This is a genomic window from Acinetobacter harbinensis, assembly GCF_000816495.1.
Taxonomy (GTDB): Bacteria; Pseudomonadota; Gammaproteobacteria; order Pseudomonadales; family Moraxellaceae; genus Acinetobacter; species Acinetobacter harbinensis.
In genome coordinates this window covers 1,542,044-1,565,670 of record NZ_JXBK01000001.1, presented here as the reverse complement: position 1 = coordinate 1,565,670, position 23,627 = coordinate 1,542,044, and the positions used below count along the sequence as shown (strand labels likewise).

The following is a 23,627-nucleotide window of genomic DNA, read 5'->3' as shown; positions in this document are numbered from 1 at the left end:
GATCTTCTTTGATCATTCTGATGACTTGGTTCATTTTATTTAAAAATAGATTTGTATTTTTAAAACATACAACCTAACAAAGTTCCATTTTTGCTTATAACGCTCCTTTTTTATGGGTAGTCATTGAATTTATGTATCATCTTCGACCAATCCAACCCCAAGATAATGCTCAAATTGCGCATATTATCCGTGAAACCTCTAAAGAGTTTGGACTTGCACCTGAATTAGGTTTTGCAGTAGCAGACCCTATTTTAGATGATTTATACACTGTATATACACAGGCCTATGCTCAATATTGGGTAGTTGAAAATGAACATGGAGAAATATTTGGCGGTGGTGGTATTTCTAAACTAAAAGGTGACAGCTCAATTCTAGAAATTCAAAAAATGTATTTTTTGCCAAAAATACGCGGTTTAGGGTTAGCGAAACAATTATTAGAACATGCTTTTGATTTTGCAGCACAACATGGCTTTAAAGTATGTTATTTAGAAACCACTCAACAACTAAAACAAGCCCTGAAACTTTATGAAAAATTAGGCTTTATCTATCTTCATCATCCTTTAGGCAATACAGGCCATAGTCATGCCTGTGAAATCTGGATGAAAAAAGAACTCTAATTTAATTTTTATATCAACACTTAGCTTTAAAATAAAAATAAGTTGATGTCAGCATTTCCTTACGAAAATAGCAGATATGAATGTTAGCCGATCTAATTATTAATTAAACTATAAAGCTCAGGCAGCATGAAGATATGCAACTTATTTTTAAGCTCTATTTTTTCAAACTTTTACAATAATAAGCTGAAATGTGTACAGCCTCTTTTGCGCAGCTTGCTAAGGTAATCAATTGAATCAATAGTTAGGATCATCAAAATGTCTAAAAAAGCATTATTTATTACTTCTAACGTCGGCGTAGAACAAGACGAACTGATGAAACCGCTTGAGTTTCTACAATCCAAAGGAATCGAAGTGATTCATGCTGCAGAAGAACAAAAAGAGGTACATACGGTGAAAGGTGATAAAGAGCCGGCGACCTCTTATATACCGCAAACCACGTTATCGACAGTGTCTGCAGAAGACTATGATATTTTGGTGATTCCTGGAGGAACTGTAAATGCAGATACGCTGCGATTAAATGAGGATGCACATAAAATTATTCAGCATTTTACTGACAACGCCAAGCCAATTGCAATTATCTGCCATGGACCTTGGGTACTTATCAATGCTGAGAGAATTAAAGATAAAAACCTCACCTCTTATAAAAGTATAAAACTGGATCTCGAAAATGCGGGTGCACATTGGGTAAATGAGGAAGTTCATCGCTGTAATACCAATAATTGGCCCTTAATTACTTCGCGCTCTCCAGATGATATCCCTGCTTTTAATCAGGCTATTTTAAAAGAATTGGATAGTTAAAACTTTATTTTAGATGATCAGTCCCATGAATAGAATGGGACTGATCACTACTGATAATATAAAGTCATTAATGCTGAGCTAATACTCAATACTTCACCAATCAATATAATCCGATAAAGTAATTGTATTGACTCAAACCACTCAGCCTACTAGCATAGGCTTATATAGATTTTATTTTGCGGTTTGTACTTTTGTTAATTGATCATTTTTTATCTAATTTACGTTTAGAGTTTTCTAAGATGAATTTTCACTCTTTAAAACTTATGACTACAGTGATTGTTGCAATCACATTTACGGGTTGCTCATCTTTAGGTTCTGGATCAATTGCCAAACGATCAGCAAAACTATCCAAAGGTATACAAAAAGCATATTCTGTTGAATATAATACAGCCAATCGTGTATCACCTATTATTGTACAAAGTGCTGATAAATACAAAGTAGATCCTATATTACTGGCGGCATTAATTCGTCAAGAATCTAGCTATAGAAATTATGCCATCTCACCAGCAGGCGCTGTAGGGCTTACTCAAGTTATTCCACGTTATTGGCAATCTAGCTGTCCTGGCGATCTTATTCAAGAATATAATAATATTAATTGTGGCACCTATATTTTAGCCTCCTATAATAACAAAGCAGGAAGTTGGCCCAAAGCACTTGCTTATTATAATGTAGGCCCTACAGGTTATAATTCTAATCGAAGAATGAAAAAACAAGGTAAAAAATATGCACATCAAGTTAAGCAGCATCAAATCTTATTAAAAAAAGCTTTATAAGCAAGATGAGTTGTAACTCAAAAAATAGTTCAGAATTCTTATTAGCAATAGTAAACCTCTTGCGAAAGTAAAAAATTATTTATACTGATCATATGAAAATTTAATTCGATTTAATAATGAGGTATTTAAGCGACTCGTTGGGGTTGAGTTTCCCCGTGTTCTGTTCTTAAAGATGTTATTCGTATTACGATAAGCTTAAATTGGCAGAAAAAATCTCAAAAGCTCATTCTTTGAGCCTAGATAATCAATTTATCTGCGCACTATAGAAGCAATGAAAATGATATTATTCAAGAATTTAAAAACTCTCTGGTTCAATAGACCTCTTGCGAAAGTAAAAAATTGTTTATACTAGCCCCATGAAATATGAAAATTCAACTCGATTCAATGATGGGGAATTTAAAAGACTCGTGAGAGTTCCTTGTCCGCTATCCTTAAAAACGATCTCAGTATTACAACAAGCTGAACTTGCAAAGAAAAAATCTGGAAGGCCTCATTCTTTGCATTTAGCGGATCAATTGTTGTTAACTTTAAACTACTTATGTTGTTATAGAACTCAAATTGAGTTATCTGCTGACTATAATCTCGCTGAAAGTAATGTAAATCGCACTATTCAGAAAGTTAAAAAGCTCTGATTCAGTCACGAATTTTTGCCTTGCCTAAAAGAAATCAAAGTTTTAATGAGTGTGATTATGTGATCGTTGATGTCACAGAGTCAAAAATTAAGCGCTCAAAAAAAAAATAAAATTCTATAGCAGTAAAAAGAAGAAACATACCCTAAAAACACAAGTGATTTTCAATCCAAAGTTAAAGCAAATAGTCAGTATTCAGATAGAAAGTGGCAGAAAACATGATCTGACGATTGCACGCAAACATGTGAAAAAATTGGTTATTTATCATTGTGTTATAGTAGATTTAACCTATAAAGGATTTCATCAAATTAAGAGTAAGCTACTTATTCCAATCAAGAAATCCAAGAATATTTCATTACCCCAAATAACAAAACAGATCAACAAAGAAATCAGTCGGCGTAGGATAGCCATTGAACATATCAACTGCCAACTTAAGCATCTTCGGATATTAATAGAACGCTATAGGAATAGATGGAAACGATTTGGTTTAAGAATGAATTTAATTGCAGGAATGATGAATTAGATGCTCTTAAATCAACTTTGCAACATATCTATATATATCTTTATCTTTCTTTATCTATTTAAATTTCCCCATAAAAAAACACCCCCAACTGCTGTTGGGGGTGTTTTTAGGAATAATGAGCTGGCGATGACTTACTCTCACATGGGTAACCCCACACTACCATCAGCGCGAAGAGGTTTCACTTCTGAGTTCGGGAAGGGATCAGGTGGTTCACTCTTGCTATTGTCGCCAGCACAACTGTTTATGGATACTTGCTTTGGTCTTATTTGAGGAACGATGTTCCTTGCGCCATTGCTTTTTCCAAATCTTGAACAGATTGGGCTGTTTGAGTTGAATATTGTCTAGCGTTTGATTAACTAAATCAAGTTATATTTGGATATTAAGTGAAGTCATACAACTGTTTGGGTGTTGTATAGTCAAGCCTCACGAGTAATTAGTATTGGTCAGCTTCATGCATCACTGCACTTCCACATCCAACCTATCAACGTTGTAGTCTTCAACGGCTCTTTAGAGGACATATAGTCCTTGGGAAATCTTATCTTGAGGAAGGCTTCCCGCTTAGATGCTTTCAGCGGTTATCCCTTCCGAACATAGCTACCCGGCGATGCCACTGGCGTGACAACCGGTACACCAGAGGTTCGTCCACTCTGGTCCTCTCGTACTAGGAGCAGATCCTCTCAAATTTCCAACGCCCACGGTAGATAGGGACCGAACTGTCTCACGACGTTCTAAACCCAGCTCGCGTACCTCTTTAAATGGCGAACAGCCATACCCTTGGGACCTGCTTCAGCCCCAGGATGAGATGAGCCGACATCGAGGTGCCAAACACCGCCGTCGATATGAACTCTTGGGCGGTATCAGCCTGTTATCCCCAGAGTACCTTTTATCCGTTGAGCGATGGCCCTTCCATACAGAACCACCGGATCACTAAGACCTACTTTCGTACCTGCTCGACTTGTGGGTCTCGCAGTTAAGCGCGCTTTTGCCTTTATACTCTACGCGTGATTTCCGACCACGCTGAGCGCACCTTCGTACTCCTCCGTTACTCTTTAGGAGGAGACCGCCCCAGTCAAACTACCCACCAGACATGGTCCTCGCTCCAGATTATGGAGCAGAGTTAGAACCTCAATATTACCAGGGTGGTATTTCAAGATTGGCTCCACTTGAACTAGCGTCCAAGTTTCAAAGCCTCCCACCTATCCTACACAAGTAAGATCAAAGTTCAATGTCAAGCTGCAGTAAAGGTTCACGGGGTCTTTCCGTCTAGCCGCGGGTACACCGCATCTTCACGGCGATTTCGATTTCACTGAGTCTCTGCTGGAGACAGCGCCGCCATCATTATGCCATTCGTGCAGGTCGGAACTTACCCGACAAGGAATTTCGCTACCTTAGGACCGTTATAGTTACGGCCGCCGTTTACTGGGGCTTCGATCAAGAGCTTCGCTTACGCTAACCCCATCAATTAACCTTCCAGCACCGGGCAGGCATCACACCCTATACGTCCACTTTCGTGTTTGCAGAGTGCTATGTTTTTAATAAACAGTTGCAGCGGCCTGGTTTCTGTGGCTGCCAACCGCTCATCCCGCGAGGGGAATCACCGTCGGCAGCGTACCTTCTCCCGAAGTTACGGTACCATTTTGCCTAGTTCCTTCAGCAGAGTTCTCTCAAGCGCTTTGGTCTACTCGACCTGACCACCTGTGTCGGTTTAGGGTACGATTCCTGTGTAACTGAAGCTTAGAGACTTTTCTTGGAAGTATGGTATCAGCCACTTCACTGTACAAGTACAGCTTGCTATCAGCTCTCAGCATAGAGCACCCCGGATTTGCCTAAGATGCATGCCTACTGCCTTTCACCTGGACAACCAACGCCAGGCTGACTTAACCTTCTCCGTCCTCTCATCGCATTACACAGAAGTATTGGAATATTAACCAATTTCCCATCGACTACGCCTCTCGGCCTCGCCTTAGGGGTCGACTCACCCAGCCCCGATTAACGTTGGACTGGAACCCTTGGTCTTTCAGCGTGCGAGTTTTTCACTCGCATTGTCGTTACTCACGTCAGCATTCGCACTTCTGATACCTCCAGCAGACTTCTCAATCCACCTTCATCGGCTTACAGAACGCTCCCCTACCACTTACAATAAATTGTAAATCCGCAGCTTCGGCATATAGTTTTAGCCCCGTTACATCTTCCGCGCAGGCCGACTCGACTAGTGAGCTATTACGCTTTCTTTAAAGGATGGCTGCTTCTAAGCCAACCTCCTAGCTGTCTATGCCTTCCCACATCGTTTCCCACTTAACTATAATTTTGGGGCCTTAGCTGGCGGTCTGGATTGTTTTCCTCTTGACTACGGACGTTAGCACCCGCAGTCTGTCTCCCGGATAGTACTCATTGGTATTCGGAGTTTGCATCGGTTTGGTAAGTCGGGATGACCCCCTAGCCGAAACAGTGCTCTACCCCCAATGGTATTCGTCCGAGGCGCTACCTAAATAGCTTTCGGGGAGAACCAGCTATCACCAAGTTTGATTAGCCTTTCACCCCTATCCACAAGTCATCCCCCGGCTTTTCAACGACGGTGGGTTCGGTCCTCCAGTTAGTGTTACCCAACCTTCAACCTGCTCATGGATAGATCACCTGGTTTCGGGTCTATACCCAGCAACTAATGCGCCCTATTAAGACTCGATTTCTCTACGGCTCCCCTATACGGTTAACCTCGCTACTGAATATAAGTCGCTGACCCATTATACAAAAGGTACGCAGTCACCGAACAAGTCGGCTCCCACTGCTTGTATGCATGCGGTTTCAGGATCTATTTCACTCCCCTCACAGGGGTTCTTTTCGCCTTTCCCTCACGGTACTGGTTCACTATCGGTCAGTCAGGAGTATTTAGCCTTGGAGGATGGTCCCCCCATATTCAGACAAGGTTTCACGTGCCTCGCCCTACTCGACATCATTATCTAAGCCCTTTCGTGTACAGGACTATCACCCACTATGGTTGCACTTCCCAGAGCATTCCACTAGAACTTAGATAACTTAATGGGCTGGTCCCCGTTCGCTCGCCGCTACTAAGGGAATCTCAATTGATTTCTTTTCCTAGGGGTACTGAGATGTTTCACTTCCCCCCGTTCGCTTTGCATGACTATGTATTCATCATGCAATACCTACCTTATGGTAAGTGGGTTTCCCCATTCAGAAATCTCCGGATCACAGGATATTTGCCGCCTCCCCGGAGCTTTTCGCAGGCTATTACGTCTTTCATCGCCTCTGACTGCCAAGGCATCCACCACATGCACTTAATTACTTGACTATACAACCCCAAACAGTCGTCAACACCTACAAGTGAGTGTTTACAACTTATCGTTCAAAGTCTTGTGCACTTAAGCACGGTACAGCTTCAATCTTAATATTACCAAAACGCTTGATTCAGTTAATTCGCTAGTGCTCAGTTCTTTATCTTCATTCAACTTTAACCTCACATCACTATAAATAGTGACAATCGATTAAAACTGAATTCAAAATCAGTTCTGAGTTAAACAATTATTTCAACTCAAATTTGCCAATCTGTTAATGAGTTAACATGCCTTCGTCAGGTCATGTTTAACGCTGTGATAAATCACAGAACTTAATAAACTTAAACACTAGGTTTCTTTTATTAAGTTCTATAATCTATAGACTTATAGTCTGCGCGAAGCAAAGCTTCTTGCTTAAATTTCAAGGAAAAGCATGCTTTTCTGATCTTGAAATTTGGTGGAGACTAACGGAGTCGAACCGTTGACCTCCTGCGTGCAAAGCAGGCGCTCTACCAACTAAGCTAAGTCCCCAGCTATCATTAGATTTGATCTATCTGTTTATCTGTTACTCAAGTTCAATGAATTGCTTCATCAATCTTTAAGTTCGTTAGATTGGTGGGTCTGACAAGATTTGAACTTGTGACCCCACGCTTATCAAGCGTGTGCTCTAACCAACTGAGCTACAGACCCTCAGATACATCGTATGAAGAACAACTTGTTGTGGATTCTTACCAATCGTCAATCTTTCGTTAAGGAGGTGATCCAGCCGCAGGTTCCCCTACGGCTACCTTGTTACGACTTCACCCCAGTCATCGGCCACACCGTGGTAAGCGTCCTCCTTGCGGTTAGACTACCTACTTCTGGTGCAACAAACTCCCATGGTGTGACGGGCGGTGTGTACAAGGCCCGGGAACGTATTCACCGCGGCATTCTGATCCGCGATTACTAGCGATTCCGACTTCATGGAGTCGAGTTGCAGACTCCAATCCGGACTACGATCGGCTTTTTGAGATTAGCATCCTATCGCTAGGTAGCAACCCTTTGTACCGACCATTGTAGCACGTGTGTAGCCCTGGTCGTAAGGGCCATGATGACTTGACGTCGTCCCCGCCTTCCTCCAGTTTGTCACTGGCAGTATCCTTAAAGTTCCCGGCTTAACCCGCTGGCAAATAAGGAAAAGGGTTGCGCTCGTTGCGGGACTTAACCCAACATCTCACGACACGAGCTGACGACAGCCATGCAGCACCTGTATGTAAGCTCCCGAAGGCACCAATCCATCTCTGGAAAGTTCTTACTATGTCAAGACCAGGTAAGGTTCTTCGCGTTGCATCGAATTAAACCACATGCTCCACCGCTTGTGCGGGCCCCCGTCAATTCATTTGAGTTTTAGTCTTGCGACCGTACTCCCCAGGCGGTCTACTTATCGCGTTAGCTGCGCCACTAAAGTCTCAAAGACCCCAACGGCTAGTAGACATCGTTTACGGCATGGACTACCAGGGTATCTAATCCTGTTTGCTCCCCATGCTTTCGTACCTCAGTGTCAGTATTAGGCCAGATGGCTGCCTTCGCCATCGGTATTCCTCCAGATCTCTACGCATTTCACCGCTACACCTGGAATTCTACCATCCTCTCCCATACTCTAGCCAACCAGTATCGAATGCAATTCCCAAGTTAAGCTCGGGGATTTCACATTTGACTTAATTGGCCACCTACGCACGCTTTACGCCCAGTAAATCCGATTAACGCTTGCACCCTCTGTATTACCGCGGCTGCTGGCACAGAGTTAGCCGGTGCTTATTCTGCGAGTAACGTCCACTCTCCAGTAGTATTAATACTGGGAGCCTCCTCCTCGCTTAAAGTGCTTTACAACCAAAAGGCCTTCTTCACACACGCGGCATGGCTGGATCAGGGTTCCCCCCATTGTCCAATATTCCCCACTGCTGCCTCCCGTAGGAGTCTGGGCCGTGTCTCAGTCCCAGTGTGGCGGATCATCCTCTCAGACCCGCTACAGATCGTCGCCTTGGTAGGCCTTTACCCCACCAACTAGCTAATCCGACTTAGGCTCATCTATTAGCGCAAGGCTCCGAAGAGTCCCCTGCTTTCCCCCGTAGGGCGTATGCGGTATTAGCATCCCTTTCGAGATGTTGTCCCCCACTATTAGGTAGATTCCTAAGTATTACTCACCCGTCCGCCGCTAAGTTAAGTAGCAAGCTACTCTTCCCCGCTCGACTTGCATGTGTTAAGCCTGCCGCCAGCGTTCAATCTGAGCCATGATCAAACTCTTCAGTTAAATATCATTTCTAGTGCCTTAAAGGGCACCAATCTTGGCTCATCAATTGTCTGACAAATCTTTCTCAAATAAACTTCGAGTAATTTCTACCATTCAATCAATGAAAATAATTTCGATCGATCAACCAGTAAAAATCCACACAAGTTGTTCTTCATAATCTATTAATGATCTTCTTAATACTTCGTCAGTAATTAAGTCGCTCAACTTAATAAACTTAAACATCTCAGCACTTCGTGCCTCAATCGTTTCCGTCTATCTCGTCGGGATGCAGCGTATTCTATACACTTTAAAAATCAGCGCAACCCCTAAACCGATTAAAAAGTTAAAAATACAACCAGTTGTCTATTTTTAAACCAATAGTACAGATTTATCACTTTAACTAAGCCTATAGATACTCATTTATAGCCACAAACAAACTTTAAGGACCACTTAAAACTAAAATCTGCGATAAAGCTTCAAGAAAATCACCTCATCGAATCTCTGAAAGCATCTATCACGCTGAATATGCCCAAAGGAAGAGCAAAAAACTATGGCTAACAGACGCTTTAATGATGTGATCTATTTAATCTATAGCTAGTTACGAAAATAAGTAACACACGATAGGTTTCATAAAATTTACAGAACAGAAAAGATTAATACGACTTCACATAAAGGCTAATGTTTAAATATTTTCAAATACCTGATTTCTTACTTTGCAGGCACAAAGTAAACAAATGCCTATGTTGGACAGAAGGTTCATCCCTGAAACCTCTGTTCAACCGGTGGCATCCATGCCACCTTGGCATGGATCTAATATTTGTTAAAAGGTTATGAATAGAATTTAATGTGCTAATTCTTCCAGAGTTTGGCTATATATTGAAAATACTTCATGAGCAATATTAGAAATAGTACGGCGTTACTTTATAGATTTTAAAATCCTATGAGATGACCCTTTGGATTTTATCAATCTTTATCAGATCATTTCATCTTATGTTAATTTTCTTAGATACTTTTATCAAATTTCACTTAGAAAAATATTTTAAAACGTTCGCTGTCTTCTGGCTCGTCTTTAATCGTGGCTGCTTGTTCAATGGAGCCAAAAACCAATTGCGCACGCAACAACCATGAGTCTTTGATGCTGAAATGCTGTGCTATAGCCAAATCAATGCTTGGATTATAGTGCTTTAAGCATGCACCCATATCCAAGTCTGCCAAAGCCGTCCACACTGCATACTGTGCCATACCCGAAGTCTGCTCAGACCAAACCGGAAATTCGTCTGAATTAAACGGAACTTTTTTTTGTAATTGTCGAATGGTTTGTTGATCTTCATAAAAAAGAATGGTGCCAAAACCCGCTCTATATTGATCAATCTTCATTTCTGTACTTTCAAAAATATGTGCAGCAATCAGTTTGCGTTGTACATCTTTCACAATCTGCCAAAAATCTTCATGCGAATCGCCAAATAACACCACAATTCTTGAACTTTGAGAGTTTAAAGCCGATGGACAACTGCGTACTGCTTCTTGAATTAGCTCTACTATATATGCTTGACTAAAGTTTACTTTTTTACCCAGCACTTCAATACTACGGCGTTTCTTTAAATGATCGACAAAGGTCAATTCGTATACTTCATCAGTTAATTTCTTTTTTAACTTAAATTCTTTAGTGATATCTGATTTTAGGATATGACCAATTTTTTCTAATAATGCCACACTCGTACTCCCCCAATACTAACGTTAAACCTTTAAGCTGGCTATTCTAGTCACTTATGCGATCATTCTTTCAATCACTTGTTATTGAATGCTGTTTTTTAACACAAACATATCGCTATAAAATAACAGACTCCGCATTTAGCGGAGTTTGTGTGAAACATCAAGTATTTTTATTTATCGGTTTCAAATAATGCAGCCACAAAGGATTTAGCGGAGAATGGGCGCAAGTCATCAATTTTTTCACCCACACCAATAAAACGAATAGGCACATGACTACGACTGGCAATATTAAACAGCACACCGCCTTTGGCTGTACCATCAAGTTTGGTGATTGTCAGTCCAGTTAATCCTACAGCCTGATCAAACATTTCCACTTGATTAATCGCATTTTGCCCAGTACCAGCATCCACCACCAACATAATTTCATGCGGCGCGGTGGCATCAATTTTCTGCATAACACGTTTTACTTTGGTCAGCTCTTGCATCAAATTACTTTTGGTATGCAAACGACCAGCCGTATCGGCAATTAAGACATCAATGCCTTTGGCGCGCGCACTCTCAAAAGCATCAAAAATGACCGATGCACTGTCTGCACCATTGCCTTGAGAGACCACTGAAATATTATTACGCTCGCCCCACACTTCCAGTTGTTCCGTTGCAGCCGCTCTAAAAGTATCGCCAGCCGCCAACATGACTTTTTTACCTTCACCTTGTAAGCGCTTGGCCAATTTACCAATGGTGGTGGTTTTTCCCACACCATTCACGCCCACCACCAGAATTACAAACGGGCTTTTATTCGGATCAATGTGTAAAGCTTTGACTCGCGGTGCAAGTAAAGCCACCAACTCTTCTTGTAATGCTTTATATAATGAATGAGAGTAAATTAAGTCGCCGCGCGCAGTCCGCTCAGTCAAATTGGCAATAATGGTTTTAGTGGCTTCAACACCAATATCTGCCACCAAGAGTTGCTCTTCAACTTCTTCTAGCAATTCATCATCAATTTCTTTACCCCCAATGAGAATATTCACCATCCCATCGGCAAGATTTTTACGTGTTTTGGTCAGCCCCACTTTCATACGACCAAAGAAGCCGCCCTTTGCTGGCTCATTTTGCGTACTTTCTGTCACCATAGGCGCAGAAACAATTGTATCTTGTGGCTTTGGCGTCTCAACAATAGGAACATTTACCGCAGGTAAGTTCGGTAAAGTGACATCGTCATCTCCGATATCAGCATCAATCAAAAATTTATTTTGCCCATTAGATTGCTGTTGCATGCCGAATCCTTGAAAAGCATTGCGTTAAAAAACAAGGATTCTAGCATAAATTTACGCTGCAATTCCCCGTACAAGCAGCACATACCAAAAAGGAACACGTTCGCCTTGCTTTCAAAGTGTAATTTCTTAAAAATAATCTTAAATACCATAATCACTTGGGTAAATCTTGTGCTCAATAGGCTTTTTTCATCTTCTACACCACTGGCTTTGAGCAAAAAGCTTATTTTACTGATCGGTTTTACATGGCTATCGATCCAAAGCAGCACACTCTATGCGGAAACACGCAGCGAACTGGCACGCACCACTTTTGAAACCACCCTAAAAAATGGTTTAAAAGTCATTATTCGTGAAGACCATCGTTCTCCGATGGTGATGACGCAGATTTGGTACGGCGTCGGCAGCAGTGATGAGTCGGGAAACTTACTCGGAATTTCTCACGCGCTTGAACACATGATGTTTAAAGGCACCAATAAAGTGCCAAATGATGAATTTACTCGATTAAGTCGCATGTATGGCGGCAGTATCAATGCCGCTACTACAGCCAATTACACCAATTACTATCAACTGTATCCGAAAAACTATTTACCGATGGCTTTAGAGCTTGAAGCCGATCGGATGAGCAATTTACTGCTGCGTCAGCAAGATTTCGAACCTGAAATTAAAGTGGTGATGGAAGAGCGGCGTTTACGTACAGATGATAATCCGCGATCCTTGGCATTTGAACGTTTTAAGTGGCTCACCTATCCGACCAGTCATTATCGCCAACCGGTGATTGGCTATATGAAAAATCTACAAAATATTCAATTGAACGATCTAAAAAAATGGTATCGAGATTGGTACACCCCGAACAATGCAATCTTAATTATTGTCGGGGATGTCGATTCTGAAAAAATATTACTACAGGTACAAAAATATTTTGGTGATATTGCCCCCAGAAAAACACCCGAACGCAATGATGTCTTAGAATTTGAGCGTGTCGGTTACCGCCATATGGAGCTTAACTTACCTGTACACGTGCCGAATTTATATATGGCGTGGAATGTCCGCTCACTCAAAACTGCCAAAAATCCGCAGGATGCCTACGCACTCACCATCATTCAGAATATATTAGACAGTGGTATTTCCTCGCGCTTACAAGACCGACTAGTTCGAGATAAAAAAATCTTGACCGCCATAAGCGTCAGTTACGACCCTTATAGCCGTGGCGATAGCGTGCTGAGTATTTCTGCCATTCCAACCGAAGGCGTGAGTCTGCAAAATGCTGAAAAAGCCATTCAAAATGAAATTGACTTATTAAAGACTGAGCTGATTCAGCCTGATGAGATGGAACGCGTAAGCGCCAAATTTGTCTCTGGTTTAGTGTATAGCCAAGATGATATTGCCGGTCAAACCAAGATGATCGGTAATTTAGAAATTAACGGTTTAAGCTATCGCCTTATTGATGAATTACCGCAGCATTTTGAAACAGTGACTCCGCAAGATATTCAACGTGTGGCCAATATCTATTTTGTTCGTGACAACCTCAGCACTTTATATCTCTCTCCTGAAAATAAAACACAGTAATGGATTATTCACATGATTAAGCCGTATTTTTTGACTGCATTGAGTGGACTTTTTTTAACTCAAGCCTGTATTGCTGATGTGAACTTAGAAGGCGTTACACTCGATCATAATCCACGCGTTTTAAAATCAATTGCTTTATTACAGAGCTTAAAAAGCCCGCAAACTGCCATGCAATTTAATGCACCATATGTGCATGATTTAAAAAACCGCTATAAAGTTCGCAGCTTATTTGTAGAGTCACAAAACTTACCCATTGTGGATATACAACTGACCTTTAATGCAGGCTCAGCACGCGATGAAGAAGTGGCGACAGGATTACATGGTATTGCCAATATGGCAGCGCAATTGATGGATGAAGGTACAGAAAAATATACTGCCAATGAAATTGCTCGTGCTTTTGAGCGTGTGGGTGCGCAATTGAGCGTTAAAGCTTACCGCGATATGTTTATTGTTAAATTACGGGTCTTATCTCATCCTAAAAAACTTGAACCGGCTTTAGGCATGTTGATGGAGATACTCAATCACGCGACGTTTAAAAAATCGAGTATTAATTTAATTCTGAGCAATACACAGGTTGGACAAAAACAGATCCAAGAAAACCCCAGCCGGATGATGAACGTACAATTTTATCGGGCTTTATACGGCAAACATCCTTATGCCGAACCGATTAGCGGCACGCAGCGCAGTATTAGCAAAATTACTCCGCTACAACTCAAGCAATTTAGCAATCAATTTTTGGTGGCGCAAAATATGAATATTGCCATCACGGGACAATTAAGCGCAAAAGAAGCGCTTAAACTTTCTGAGCGAATTGCAGGCAACTTAAAACAAGGCGAAAAAGCTCAAGCTTTGCCTGAACCTATAGATAAATCGAGCTTTGATATTCGTCATATTGCCTCTGACTCCAGTCAAGCACACGTGATGATGGGGCATTTAGGCACCAGCCGTTTTGATTCAGATCGCTTGGCCTTAGAAATTGCCAATCAGATGTTTGGTGGCAGCGGATTTAACTCCATTTTAATGCAAGAATTACGGGTAAAGCGTGGATATACTTATGGCGCATATAGTACTTTTTCATTTAGCCAAGTACCGGGTACCTTTAGTTTTAGCTATTCAACGCGACAAGATCAACTGTTAAGCAGTGTGCAAGTGGCACATCAAGCACTTATTGATTTCGTTACACAGCCCATTGACTTAAATCAGCTTGCAGAAACCAAAGCCGGCATGTTGCGTGCCTTTCCCAACAATTACAGTAGTAATGCCAATATCAATGCACAGTTGGGCGCAATGGGTTTTTATCACCAAGCAGCAGACTATCTTAGTCAATATCCAAAATTATTAGAAAAAATTAATGCCCAAGATGTACAAAATGCCATTCAGAAACACTTACATCCCGAACGTTTAACGCTGATCGTAGTCAATGACCAATTAGATAAAACTGCACTAGAAACCAGATTAAAGCAAGATCTGAATCCGCAGGCTGCCCAACCTTTACCCACGGAAAACCTTCCTAATATTCTTAATCCACCTGAAAAGGAGGTAATTGATTTGCCCGTGTCGTTTCCAACTGATGCGCCTGAAGCAATCTAAAATACTGACCATAAGCGACTTCAGGTTGCTGCATAAGTTGCAAGGCCATTGCTTGGGTATCAGGATGATTGGCTTGTGAGGAAAGTTTGGTCACATTTTCAAACTGCTGCACCGAGATCGGTCGGTGCAGCGCAATTAATGCCAGTGCCAATATAATGACAATAATACTCACAATGAGTACGTTATAGACATCTTCAAGTTTGATTTCAGATTTTAATTGAGCAATTTTTTGTATAGCAATATGCATAAACTACCTCGAACTTAAGGTAGTTTAGGGCGTGGTATAAAGAAGCACAAGCAAAGCTGCTCAATTTCCATGCACCCACATGAAAATTGAGCATTCAGTCATGCACTATCCGACAATATTTTTAATGACTGCGAAATAAAGCACCAATGCAATAATCGCCAATACCAACACAATTGCAAAAACGCCGACGCCCCGTTCTGCATCTTGAGGATGTAGTTCATCGTCATCGGCGATACGCAGCAATTCGCCATTGTAGACACCATAAAAGTCTTTACGCTGTTGTTTGTCTAAATCACGCGTAAAATCGTAAACCCTTTTACGTTGCAAAAGGCAAAAATTTCCCAAGTGAATATCCTGATGAAAAACGGCTTCATCTAAATTTCTGCGATGTTGATGTGCAAGCTCGACAATTTGAGCCGCTGTTGGAGGAAAATCAAAATTCAAACCATCAAATGTTCTTGTCATATTATTCTCCTTATCTCTACAATTCTTGCAGCATCTCTATACTATGCAAAAATCTTTTCGAGCGTTGTATCATCCTGTAAATCCAATTTAAATGATTTAGTCCAGACTTATTGTTTGACAATTTATACTTATTGTAATATTACTTTAATATGACTACGTTAAAGTAATCGTAAGACAAAGCGAAAGGTCTTTTACAGTAATCATAATTACAATAAGGAGTTTAATATGATTCAACAACTCTCTCATCAAGATTTAGAACATGTATATGCAGAAGCAGTCAATACCATTCAATCACAAATGAATTTTGCCGATGCCGTTAAACAGTTGGAAGACGTGGCACGCGCAGGACATGGTAAAGCCGCTTTATTTTTGGCCGAATTGTATTATCAAGGCTTTCGAGTTGAACGCGATTCGCTCAAAGCGCAGTACTGGCAAAATTTAGCTACCATGCAAGCTTAGTAAAACGTCACCAAGGTGGCGTTTTTTAATGCCTATTCTTTCTCGAGATATATTTATTTACATTACGCTTTCAAGCTTTCACTCACGCTTCAGCTAAAATTTTTATAATGTACTGAGATGAAAGCTTATTTTTGAGATAAAGTGTATTCAGTCATCACAATTTCTTGCCTAAAATTTATTTTGCAAAATTTCTTTATTAAAAATATGTTGTGATGATTGTGCTAGGGCAACGCCGCTAGTAAAAAATTTAAATTAACCACACAACAAATCTATATTTCTTTTTCACTGAATCATCAGCACTTAGGCAACAGGTTTCATCTATAGGTTAAAGTGCTACATAAACTATCAATGACTTAGTTTTTGACTTAAAAGTATTTGCATTTTTTCAATTTCACGCTAAGTTTAAGATCAAATAAAAAACAATGAAGGATGACCAATTATGACCAATGTGGCACAAGTAATTCAGGATAAAAGTCAACAAACCATTTTTACTATTGCTCCTCATTCAACCGTACTTGAAGCGATTTCGCTTATGGCAGAAAAAGGTATTGGAGCAGTCGTGGTCATGGATCAAGATAAAGTCGTAGGTATTTTGTCTGAGCGTGATTACACGCGTAAAGTGATGCTGATGGAACGTACTTCAAAACAAACCTTGGTCAGTGAAATTATGACCACAAAAGTCGTGACAGTGACAAAAGCCACCAGTGTTGAGGACTGCTTAGACTTGATGACCGATCGTCATTTACGCCATCTTCCCGTAATTGAAAATGAAAAATTAGTCGGTTTTATCTCAATTGGCGACTTGGTCAAAGCAGTGATGGATGATCAGCGTAAATTAATTGAACAACTACAACAATATATTGCCAGTTAATTTTAATCAGCACTAAAAAAACCTCTGCACATCAGAGGTTTTTTTAGTGCTGATTTTTTACCTATTCAGTCTCGCTTGGTGTTGCTGTAATACTTTATCTAAGCGAAAAGTAAATCATCTAACGCGCTAAATATTTGGTCATTTCTTCAACCCCTTTTAGCGTCATAGGATACATATGGTTTTCAAAAAGCTGTTGAATTTGACCAATCGTAGCCGTGTAATGCCAATAGCGATCTTCTTCTGGATTGAGCCACGCTGTTTTTTCAAAATGCTGTCTTAAGCGTTGTAACCAGACTTTACCGCTTTCATCATTCATGTACTCAACCGAGCCACCAACTGAGTTTAGTTCATAAGGTGCCATACTGGCATCACCCACCACAATCACCCGATAATCGCGCCCATAGGTGTTAAACAAATCAAAGGTGTTCATGCGCGTGTTGGAGCGGCGCACATTGTCTTTCCACACATAATCATATAAACAGTTGTGGAAATAAAAGTACTCGAGGGTTTTAAATTCTGTTTTGGCTGCACTGAATAGTTTTTCACATTGTGCAATGTGAGAATCCATAGAGCCACCAACATCAAACAACATTAAAACTTTAACGCGATTACGTCGCTCAGGGATCAGCTGGACATCGAGCACCCCTTGCTTGGCCGTTTCGCGAATAGTGCCATTGATATCCAACTCTTCAGCTGCACCTTGGCGGGCAAATTTACGTAAACGGCGCAGTACCATCTGCATTTGCCGTGTCCCTAAAATTTGTTCATCATCTAAGTTTTTATATTTACGCTGTTCCCACACCTTAACTGCCGAACGCTTACGCCCCGGCCCACCAATACGCACGCCTTCGGGATGATCACCAAACGCACCGAATGGTGATGTGCCACCGGTGCCAATCATTCGATTGCCACCTTGGTGTTTTTTATGTTGCTCACGTAGACGCTCTTCAAGCATCTTCATTAATTCTTCGAGTGAACCGGCTTTTTTCAGTTCTTCTCGTTGCTCTGGCGTAAGATTTTTTTCAAGCAATTCAAGATCTAACCACTCTTTGGGCAATTGCTGTACTTGCTTGAGCACATCATCTATATCAAAAGTGGAAATACCTTCAAAGTAATCCTTCATGGCACGGTCAAACTTATCAAAAAAGCGTTCATCTTTGACCAAAATTGTTTTGGCCAATTGATAAAACTCTTCTTGATCGGCAAACACCAATCCTTCGCTCACCGCCTGATTTAAGTCGATTAATTCACGCGTTGAAACCGGTATACCGTAACGTCGCAAGGTATAAAACAGTCGCACGAACATGAGCGATGTCTCCTTAACGTCGTGACATAAAGGCTAAACGTTCCAGCAACTGTACATCTTGCTCATTTTTAATCAGCGCACCATACAGCGGTGGAATAGCTTCAGATTTATCATGATTACGTAGCACATCGGCAGGCATGTCATCTGCCATCAGCAAACTTAACCAATCAATTAATTCAGAGGTTGATGGCGGTTTCTTTAAGCCCGGAACTTGACGCAACTTAAAGAATACTTGTAGCGCCTCAGAGACCAAGCTGGCAGAAACACGCGGAAAATGCACATCAATAATGGCACGCATGGTGGCTTCATCAGGGAATTCAATATAATGAAAGAAACAACGACGCAAAAATGCATCGGGTAATTCTTTTTCATTATTTGAGGTAATAATCACAATTGGACGCTGAATGGCAGTAATGGTTTCGCCTGTTTCATAGACAAAAAATGACATTTTATCTAATTCATGCAACAAGTCGTTTGGAAATTCAATATCCGCCTTGTCAATTTCATCAATCAATAACACACAGCGCTGATCGCTGGTAAAGGCTTCCCACAATTTACCCGGTTTAATATAGTTTTTGATATCATAAACACGATCATCGCCCAATTGGCTATCACGCAAACGTGATACGGCATCGTATTCATATAAACCTTGTTGGGCTTTTGTGGTGGACTTAATGTGCCACGTTTTCAGCTCCATGCCTAAACTTTGCGCCACTTGCTCTGCCAGTAAGGTTTTACCTGTGCCCGGCTCACCTTTGATTAAAAGCGGTTTTTGGAGTGCGCGCGCAGCTTTTACTGCCAGTTTTAGACTTTCAGTTGCGATGTATTGGTTGGTACCAGTAAATTGTTGAGTATCCACAGACATGATTTGACCTTATTGTTTTACTTTAAAGTGGTGAACTTTTTTTGTTGATGACAAATTTTGCTTTTTTGGCACTGTATTGTGACCATAGATAGCCCACCAACAAACCCAATCCAATCACAAATAAAATGAGCGCGGCATTGAACCAAACCAAATCTTTTTCTTTGGTTAGAATCCCAAAAACCCAGCCAAAAATTGCTGGAGCAATTGAGGCATTATTGCCTTCAGAAACCGTAGGTGTGAGTAAAATTGCAAATCCTACGATCCACGTAATTCCACCCAAAGGTTTCGGTAAGCGTTTGGCAACGCCATACCACGCCCACAGCATAATCATGCTGCCCAGCAAATAAACCGTAACAGCAATGCTGTCTTCAGGAATTGAATCTAGCAGTGAAAGCAAACTATTCATTGTGCAACTCCTGAATGAACCTTAAGCACCGCGCAATCCCTCAGGGGCAACTGCATTGGGATTAATTAATCCTTCGGGTGGAACCTGAATAAAGAAACCTCTGTTTTGAATTGAATCCATAACGTGTAAGACATTCACACGTGCCAATTTACGGCTTTCAGATAGTTCTAAATCCATAATAAAGATGGCTCGACCAAATGCGCTACGCATTGCTTCAGGTAAAGCCAGTAGCGGATCCGCGCGCTCTGCTTCGTTTTCACTCGACACAGGACGAGGAATGTACATATACATTTCATCTTTTTTGCTAGATTTATAAATTGAACAGTGCATAGTTGAAACAGTACTCATAAAACTTAAGCTCAAGCATACAGTAAAAAAAAGACCGGTACATTAAGCAATGCTCAGGTACCCGTCCCGATTTTATATAAATGACCACTCTTTTGGCAATCTGCCTAAAAATTATTCCATGACTTTCATTTGGGTAGAAAGGTAACTTTCATCGCTATGTAAAACATCAATCAGTGGCTTGGTTAATAACTCATAGCGCCAACCCAAAAGATAAGACGGTAAATCTTGTTCATCGTTATGAAACACCACATGCTGATATAAGGCATTCAGCCATTTTTTACGCATCAGCACTTCTTTAGGCACGGTCGTCTGTTGCACGACAGCTTGAATCACGGTATCCACTTTTTCGCCAATATCTTTAGAGGAATGGCGAATTGGGCGTGCCATACGCAGTGGCCATTCATTTTGCTCGGGTAAAAATTTCAGTAAATCTAAAATGGTTTTACCGTAGTCCCGAACAATATTTTGCCGAATATCTTTGATGCCAGAGAGTTGAAACTGGTTATGTGGATTTTGCTCGACCAAATCCATCATGGTTGAGCTTTTTAAAATAAAGCTGCGCGGATAATTTAAGGCTTTGACCATCTGTTCACGCCACACTGCCAATTGTTGTAATTGCATCAGTTGACGGCGTGAATGACGATAATTTCCGATATCCTGATACAGTAACTCTAAAGGCGTTTCTTGTCCGATTTCATAGGTCAAGTGACGACAATCTTCAAGGGCAAAATCAAGTAGATACTTATCGCTGAGTTGATGCTGAATTTTATGCGACAAATTCATCAAATACAGCACATCATTGGCCGCATAATCCAATTGCTTGGTAGTCAATGGACGCGCCAACCAATCAGAACGCGTCTGATCTTTATCAATATCCACATCGAGCATTTGCTTTAAGGCGTTTTGATAACTCACTTGCAGTCCATGGCCTAAAAAGGACAAGCCGACTTGCGTATCAAAGACATTGCTTAAACTTTTTTGCTGCGCATAGTGATAAATTAAATCAATATCTTCGCTACAGGCATGAAATATATTCTGCTGCGCTTGAAATAATTTTTCCCAAAAGGCTGACAGTTCTAGACGTGTGCCGTCGAGCAAGAACACTTGACCCGCAACATTAATTTGAAAGACCCCTAATTTGGGCCACAGCGTATCAACTTTAATAAATTCTGTATCTAACCCATAAACCGAGGTTTGACTCATTAAATGCAGAATATTGTCTAAGTCTTGTTGTTGCTGAATGAACTGGAACATATTATCGAGTCTAAGATCAGATTCTCTTTAAAAGCATATTAACCGATATATAACATTTGGCTATAACAAATTTTATGTCTATAGCGTCTATTGCTCGTAATTTGACACCTCAAGTAGAAACCCAGCCATCAGTTAGAGGTTTTTGATCTAAGTACAGGCCAAAATCACTTCATTCGCATACGATTATGCACAGCCTGACTTAAGGTATGACTATCGACATACTCAAGTTCTCCGCCTTGCGGAACGCCTTGTGCAATTCGCGTCATTTGTAATGGTAAGTGTTTGGTGGCTTCTACCAAGTAGTGTGCAGTCGCCTGTCCTTCTACTGTGGCATTGGTGGCCAAGATGACTTCAACCACATGACCTTGTGTTAGTCGCTGTATTAAATATGGAATACCAATTTCTTCAGGCCCAATACCATCTAACGGCGATAAATGTCCGCCTAGAACATGATATTTACCCTTAAAACTGCCACTTTGTTCAATGGCCATAACATCAGCTGGCGATTCAACCACACATAAAAGCTGATCATCACGTTCATGTGAGAGACAAATATCACATATCTCATTTTCAGTCAGTGAGTGACATAGACGACACTCATGAATATAACTGGTCGCTTCATTTAATGCATGCGCTAAGCCCACTGCACCTTGTCTATTTTTCATAATCAGGTGCAATGCCATACGCTGAGCCGATTTCGGCCCAACGCTAGGTAAAATACGTAAAGCTTGCACTAGCTGATCAAATCGATCACTAAACACTTAACGTCTTCCTTAGAATAAACCAGCAAGGCCCGGTGGCATGCCCATACCCGAATTTGCCACTTTCATTTTTTCTTCTGAAACGGCTTCGGCTTGACGTGCTGCATCGTTCATTGCTGCGGCAATCAAATCTTCAATCATATCGGCATCATCTTGCAAAAGATCAGGACTGATTTCAATGCGTTTTACCACGTTACGACAAGTCATGGTAACTTTAACCAAACCACCGCCCGCTTCAGCGTGTACTTCTGTTTGAGCAAGTTCTTCTTTTGCCTTTTTAACATTAACTTCCATATCTTTTTGCATGCGCTGTGCTTGCTGCATCAACATATTAATGTTCATAAAAATCTCCGAACCACAAAGGTTAAAATTAGATTAAGTCTAAACCACGACTAAGATCGCGAATAATATCATCAATATCTTCCAAACCAACAGATACCCGAATTAAACCTTCACGAATACCGGCAATTTCTTTGGCTTCAGCAGGAAGTTTACCGTGTGTAGTGGTGGCTGGATGGGTAATGGTCGACTTGGTATCGCCCAAATTACCGGTAATTGAAATAAATTGCGTCTGATCGATGACTGTCCATGCGCTTTCACGTCCGCCTTTAACTTCAAAGGAAACAATGCCACCAAAAGCACTTTGTTGTTTAGCGGCCATCGCATGACCAACATGAGAGCTTAAACCTGCGTAATAAACTTTTTCAACCTTTTCGTGTTGATTTAAAAATTCAGCCAGTTTTTGTGCACTTTCTGAATGCGCTTTTATGCGCAAATGCAAGGTCTCTAAACCCTTTAAAAACACCCAAGCATTAAACGGACTCATCGATGGGCCTGTGGTACGTACATAGGCAAACACTTCATCAAGCAACTTGTGATTACCCACCACGGCGCCGCCCAAAGCGCGGCCTTGACCATCTAAGTATTTGGTGGCGGAGTACACCACCAAATCTGCACCTAATTCAATAGGGCGTTGCAACACGGGGGTACAAAAGCTGTTATCAATGGCCAGTAATGCACCATTGGCATGGGCAATCTCTGCCAAGCCTTGAATATCAGCAATCTCTGCCAATGGATTGGACGGTGATTCTACAAACAATAAGCGGGTTTCAGCTTTGATGGCATTTTTCCAAGCCTGTAAATCTGTCAAATCGACAAAATCAACCGCCACACCAAATTTAGCCACATATTTTTCAAATAAAGAAACCGTAGAGCCAAATACGGCACGTGAACAAATCACATGATCGCCCATTTTTAAATACGACATTGCCACAGCCATAATGGCCGCCATACCAGTACTGGTGGCAACAGCACGTTCAGCGCCTTCTAAGGCAGCTAAACGTTTTTCAAACGTTGCAACTGTCGGATTGGTAAAGCGTGAGTAAATATTACCCGGCTCTTGACCGGAAAATTTAGCCGCGGCTTCTGCTGCATTTTCATAAACAAAGGATGAGGTTAAGAAAATAGGTTCGCCGTGCTCGCCTTCAAAACTACGCGTATGACCTGTACGAATGGCTAAAGTGTCTAATTGATATTCAATATCGTCTGGTCGGCTCATGTGTATTACCCAATCCTGTAATTGCTTTTTGCGAATAATTGCCAATAT

General features: G+C 41.1%; 19 protein-coding genes, 2 tRNA genes, 3 rRNA genes and 1 pseudogene. 8 read left to right on the top strand and 17 right to left on the bottom strand.

Annotated features, from left to right (window positions below; all coding sequences use genetic code 11):
* Positions 1-131 precede the first annotated feature (131 nt).
* The 4 genes and pseudogenes from SE27_RS07320 (at position 132) to SE27_RS13665 (ending at position 3,340) form a co-directional block, all read left to right on the top strand.
* Entirely contained in the window at positions 132-617 is a 486-nt protein-coding gene (locus tag SE27_RS07320; RefSeq protein ID WP_039622169.1) for a GNAT family N-acetyltransferase, read from the top strand.
* 255 nt (positions 618-872) lie between these two features.
* The gene (locus SE27_RS07315; protein WP_039622167.1) at positions 873-1,415 is read left to right on the top strand and encodes a type 1 glutamine amidotransferase domain-containing protein; all 543 of its coding nucleotides are present in this window, start codon (positions 873-875) and stop codon (positions 1,413-1,415) included.
* Between the two features lie 239 nt (positions 1,416-1,654).
* Positions 1,655-2,188 (top strand): lytic transglycosylase domain-containing protein, encoded by a 534-nt coding sequence (locus SE27_RS07310; RefSeq protein ID WP_039622165.1) that lies wholly within the window; start codon positions 1,655-1,657, stop codon positions 2,186-2,188.
* Between the two features lie 356 nt (positions 2,189-2,544).
* A pseudogene (locus SE27_RS13665) lies at positions 2,545-3,340 on the top strand (IS5 family transposase).
* A 118-nt stretch (positions 3,341-3,458) separates the two neighbouring features.
* On the opposite strand, the gene rrf reads toward SE27_RS13665, so the two are convergent.
* The 7 genes from rrf to ftsY all read right to left on the bottom strand — a co-directional run bounded on the left by rrf (position 3,459) and on the right by ftsY (position 11,886).
* A 5S ribosomal RNA gene (rrf, locus tag SE27_RS07300) occupies positions 3,459-3,573 on the bottom strand.
* A 179-nt stretch (positions 3,574-3,752) separates the two neighbouring features.
* A 23S ribosomal RNA gene (locus tag SE27_RS07295) occupies positions 3,753-6,647 on the bottom strand.
* Between the two features lie 438 nt (positions 6,648-7,085).
* Positions 7,086-7,161: transfer RNA gene (locus tag SE27_RS07290), tRNA-Ala, on the bottom strand.
* An 82-nt stretch (positions 7,162-7,243) separates the two neighbouring features.
* Positions 7,244-7,320: transfer RNA gene (locus SE27_RS07285), tRNA-Ile, on the bottom strand.
* 60 nt (positions 7,321-7,380) lie between these two features.
* Positions 7,381-8,920 (bottom strand): 16S ribosomal RNA (locus tag SE27_RS07280).
* Together the 16S, 23S and 5S rRNA genes with 2 tRNA genes alongside form the textbook arrangement of a ribosomal RNA operon.
* Positions 8,921-9,925: 1,005 nt before the next feature.
* Positions 9,926-10,612 carry a nitroreductase family protein gene (locus SE27_RS07275; RefSeq protein WP_039622164.1) on the bottom strand — a complete coding sequence of 229 codons (687 nt, stop codon included), beginning with the start codon at positions 10,610-10,612 and terminating at the stop codon, positions 9,926-9,928.
* A 170-nt stretch (positions 10,613-10,782) separates the two neighbouring features.
* Positions 10,783-11,886, bottom strand: coding sequence for a signal recognition particle-docking protein FtsY (ftsY, locus tag SE27_RS07270; RefSeq protein ID WP_039622163.1), 1,104 nt, complete (start codon positions 11,884-11,886; stop codon positions 10,783-10,785).
* A 222-nt stretch (positions 11,887-12,108) separates the two neighbouring features.
* Between ftsY and SE27_RS07265 the strand changes: the two genes are divergently transcribed.
* Positions 12,109-13,449 carry a M16 family metallopeptidase gene (locus SE27_RS07265; RefSeq protein WP_227504652.1) on the top strand — a complete coding sequence of 447 codons (1,341 nt, stop codon included), beginning with the start codon at positions 12,109-12,111 and terminating at the stop codon, positions 13,447-13,449.
* 12 nt (positions 13,450-13,461) lie between these two features.
* Positions 13,462-15,039, top strand: coding sequence for a M16 family metallopeptidase (locus tag SE27_RS07260; RefSeq protein WP_039622162.1), 1,578 nt, complete (start codon positions 13,462-13,464; stop codon positions 15,037-15,039).
* Here SE27_RS07260 and SE27_RS07255 read toward each other — a convergent pair.
* Both SE27_RS07255 and SE27_RS07250 read right to left on the bottom strand, forming a co-directional pair.
* Positions 14,969-15,286, bottom strand: coding sequence for a hypothetical protein (locus SE27_RS07255; RefSeq protein WP_039622160.1), 318 nt, complete (start codon positions 15,284-15,286; stop codon positions 14,969-14,971). The genes SE27_RS07260 and SE27_RS07255 overlap by 71 nt on opposite strands.
* Positions 15,287-15,391: 105 nt before the next feature.
* On the bottom strand, positions 15,392-15,751 hold the full coding sequence (locus tag SE27_RS07250) for a hypothetical protein (protein WP_039622158.1): 360 nt from the start codon (positions 15,749-15,751) through the stop codon (positions 15,392-15,394).
* 225 nt (positions 15,752-15,976) lie between these two features.
* Here SE27_RS07250 and SE27_RS07245 point away from each other — a divergent pair, with 225 nt between their 5' ends.
* Positions 15,977-16,210 carry an SEL1-like repeat protein gene (locus tag SE27_RS07245; RefSeq protein WP_039622155.1) on the top strand — a complete coding sequence of 78 codons (234 nt, stop codon included), beginning with the start codon at positions 15,977-15,979 and terminating at the stop codon, positions 16,208-16,210.
* A 439-nt stretch (positions 16,211-16,649) separates the two neighbouring features.
* Positions 16,650-17,081: a CBS domain-containing protein gene (locus tag SE27_RS07240; protein ID WP_039622153.1), complete on the top strand. Its 432-nt coding sequence runs from the start codon at positions 16,650-16,652 to the stop codon at positions 17,079-17,081.
* Between the two features lie 118 nt (positions 17,082-17,199).
* On the opposite strand, the gene SE27_RS07235 is transcribed toward SE27_RS07240, so the two are convergent.
* From SE27_RS07235 to SE27_RS07200, 8 genes are all read right to left on the bottom strand, one after another.
* Positions 17,200-18,387, bottom strand: a complete 1,188-nt coding sequence (locus SE27_RS07235) for a vWA domain-containing protein (protein WP_039622151.1) — start codon at positions 18,385-18,387, stop codon at positions 17,200-17,202.
* A gap of 13 nt (positions 18,388-18,400) precedes the next feature.
* Positions 18,401-19,252, bottom strand: a complete 852-nt coding sequence (locus tag SE27_RS07230) for an AAA family ATPase (RefSeq protein WP_039622149.1) — start codon at positions 19,250-19,252, stop codon at positions 18,401-18,403.
* Between the two features lie 22 nt (positions 19,253-19,274).
* The gene (locus SE27_RS07225; RefSeq protein ID WP_039622148.1) at positions 19,275-19,658 is read right to left on the bottom strand and encodes a hypothetical protein; all 384 of its coding nucleotides are present in this window, start codon (positions 19,656-19,658) and stop codon (positions 19,275-19,277) included.
* A 21-nt stretch (positions 19,659-19,679) separates the two neighbouring features.
* The gene (locus tag SE27_RS07220; RefSeq protein WP_039622147.1) at positions 19,680-19,988 is read right to left on the bottom strand and encodes a YcgL domain-containing protein; all 309 of its coding nucleotides are present in this window, start codon (positions 19,986-19,988) and stop codon (positions 19,680-19,682) included.
* A 129-nt stretch (positions 19,989-20,117) separates the two neighbouring features.
* Positions 20,118-21,260: a ribonuclease D gene (locus SE27_RS07215; protein ID WP_039622146.1), complete on the bottom strand. Its 1,143-nt coding sequence runs from the start codon at positions 21,258-21,260 to the stop codon at positions 20,118-20,120.
* A gap of 164 nt (positions 21,261-21,424) precedes the next feature.
* Positions 21,425-22,021: a recombination mediator RecR gene (recR, locus tag SE27_RS07210; protein WP_039622144.1), complete on the bottom strand. Its 597-nt coding sequence runs from the start codon at positions 22,019-22,021 to the stop codon at positions 21,425-21,427.
* Positions 22,022-22,033: 12 nt separating this feature from the next.
* Positions 22,034-22,363, bottom strand: coding sequence for a YbaB/EbfC family nucleoid-associated protein (locus SE27_RS07205; RefSeq protein WP_039622142.1), 330 nt, complete (start codon positions 22,361-22,363; stop codon positions 22,034-22,036).
* A gap of 28 nt (positions 22,364-22,391) precedes the next feature.
* Complete coding sequence (locus SE27_RS07200; RefSeq protein WP_039622140.1) at positions 22,392-23,579, bottom strand: O-succinylhomoserine sulfhydrylase; 1,188 nt, start codon at positions 23,577-23,579, stop codon at positions 22,392-22,394.
* Between the last annotated feature and the right edge of the window lie 48 nt (positions 23,580-23,627).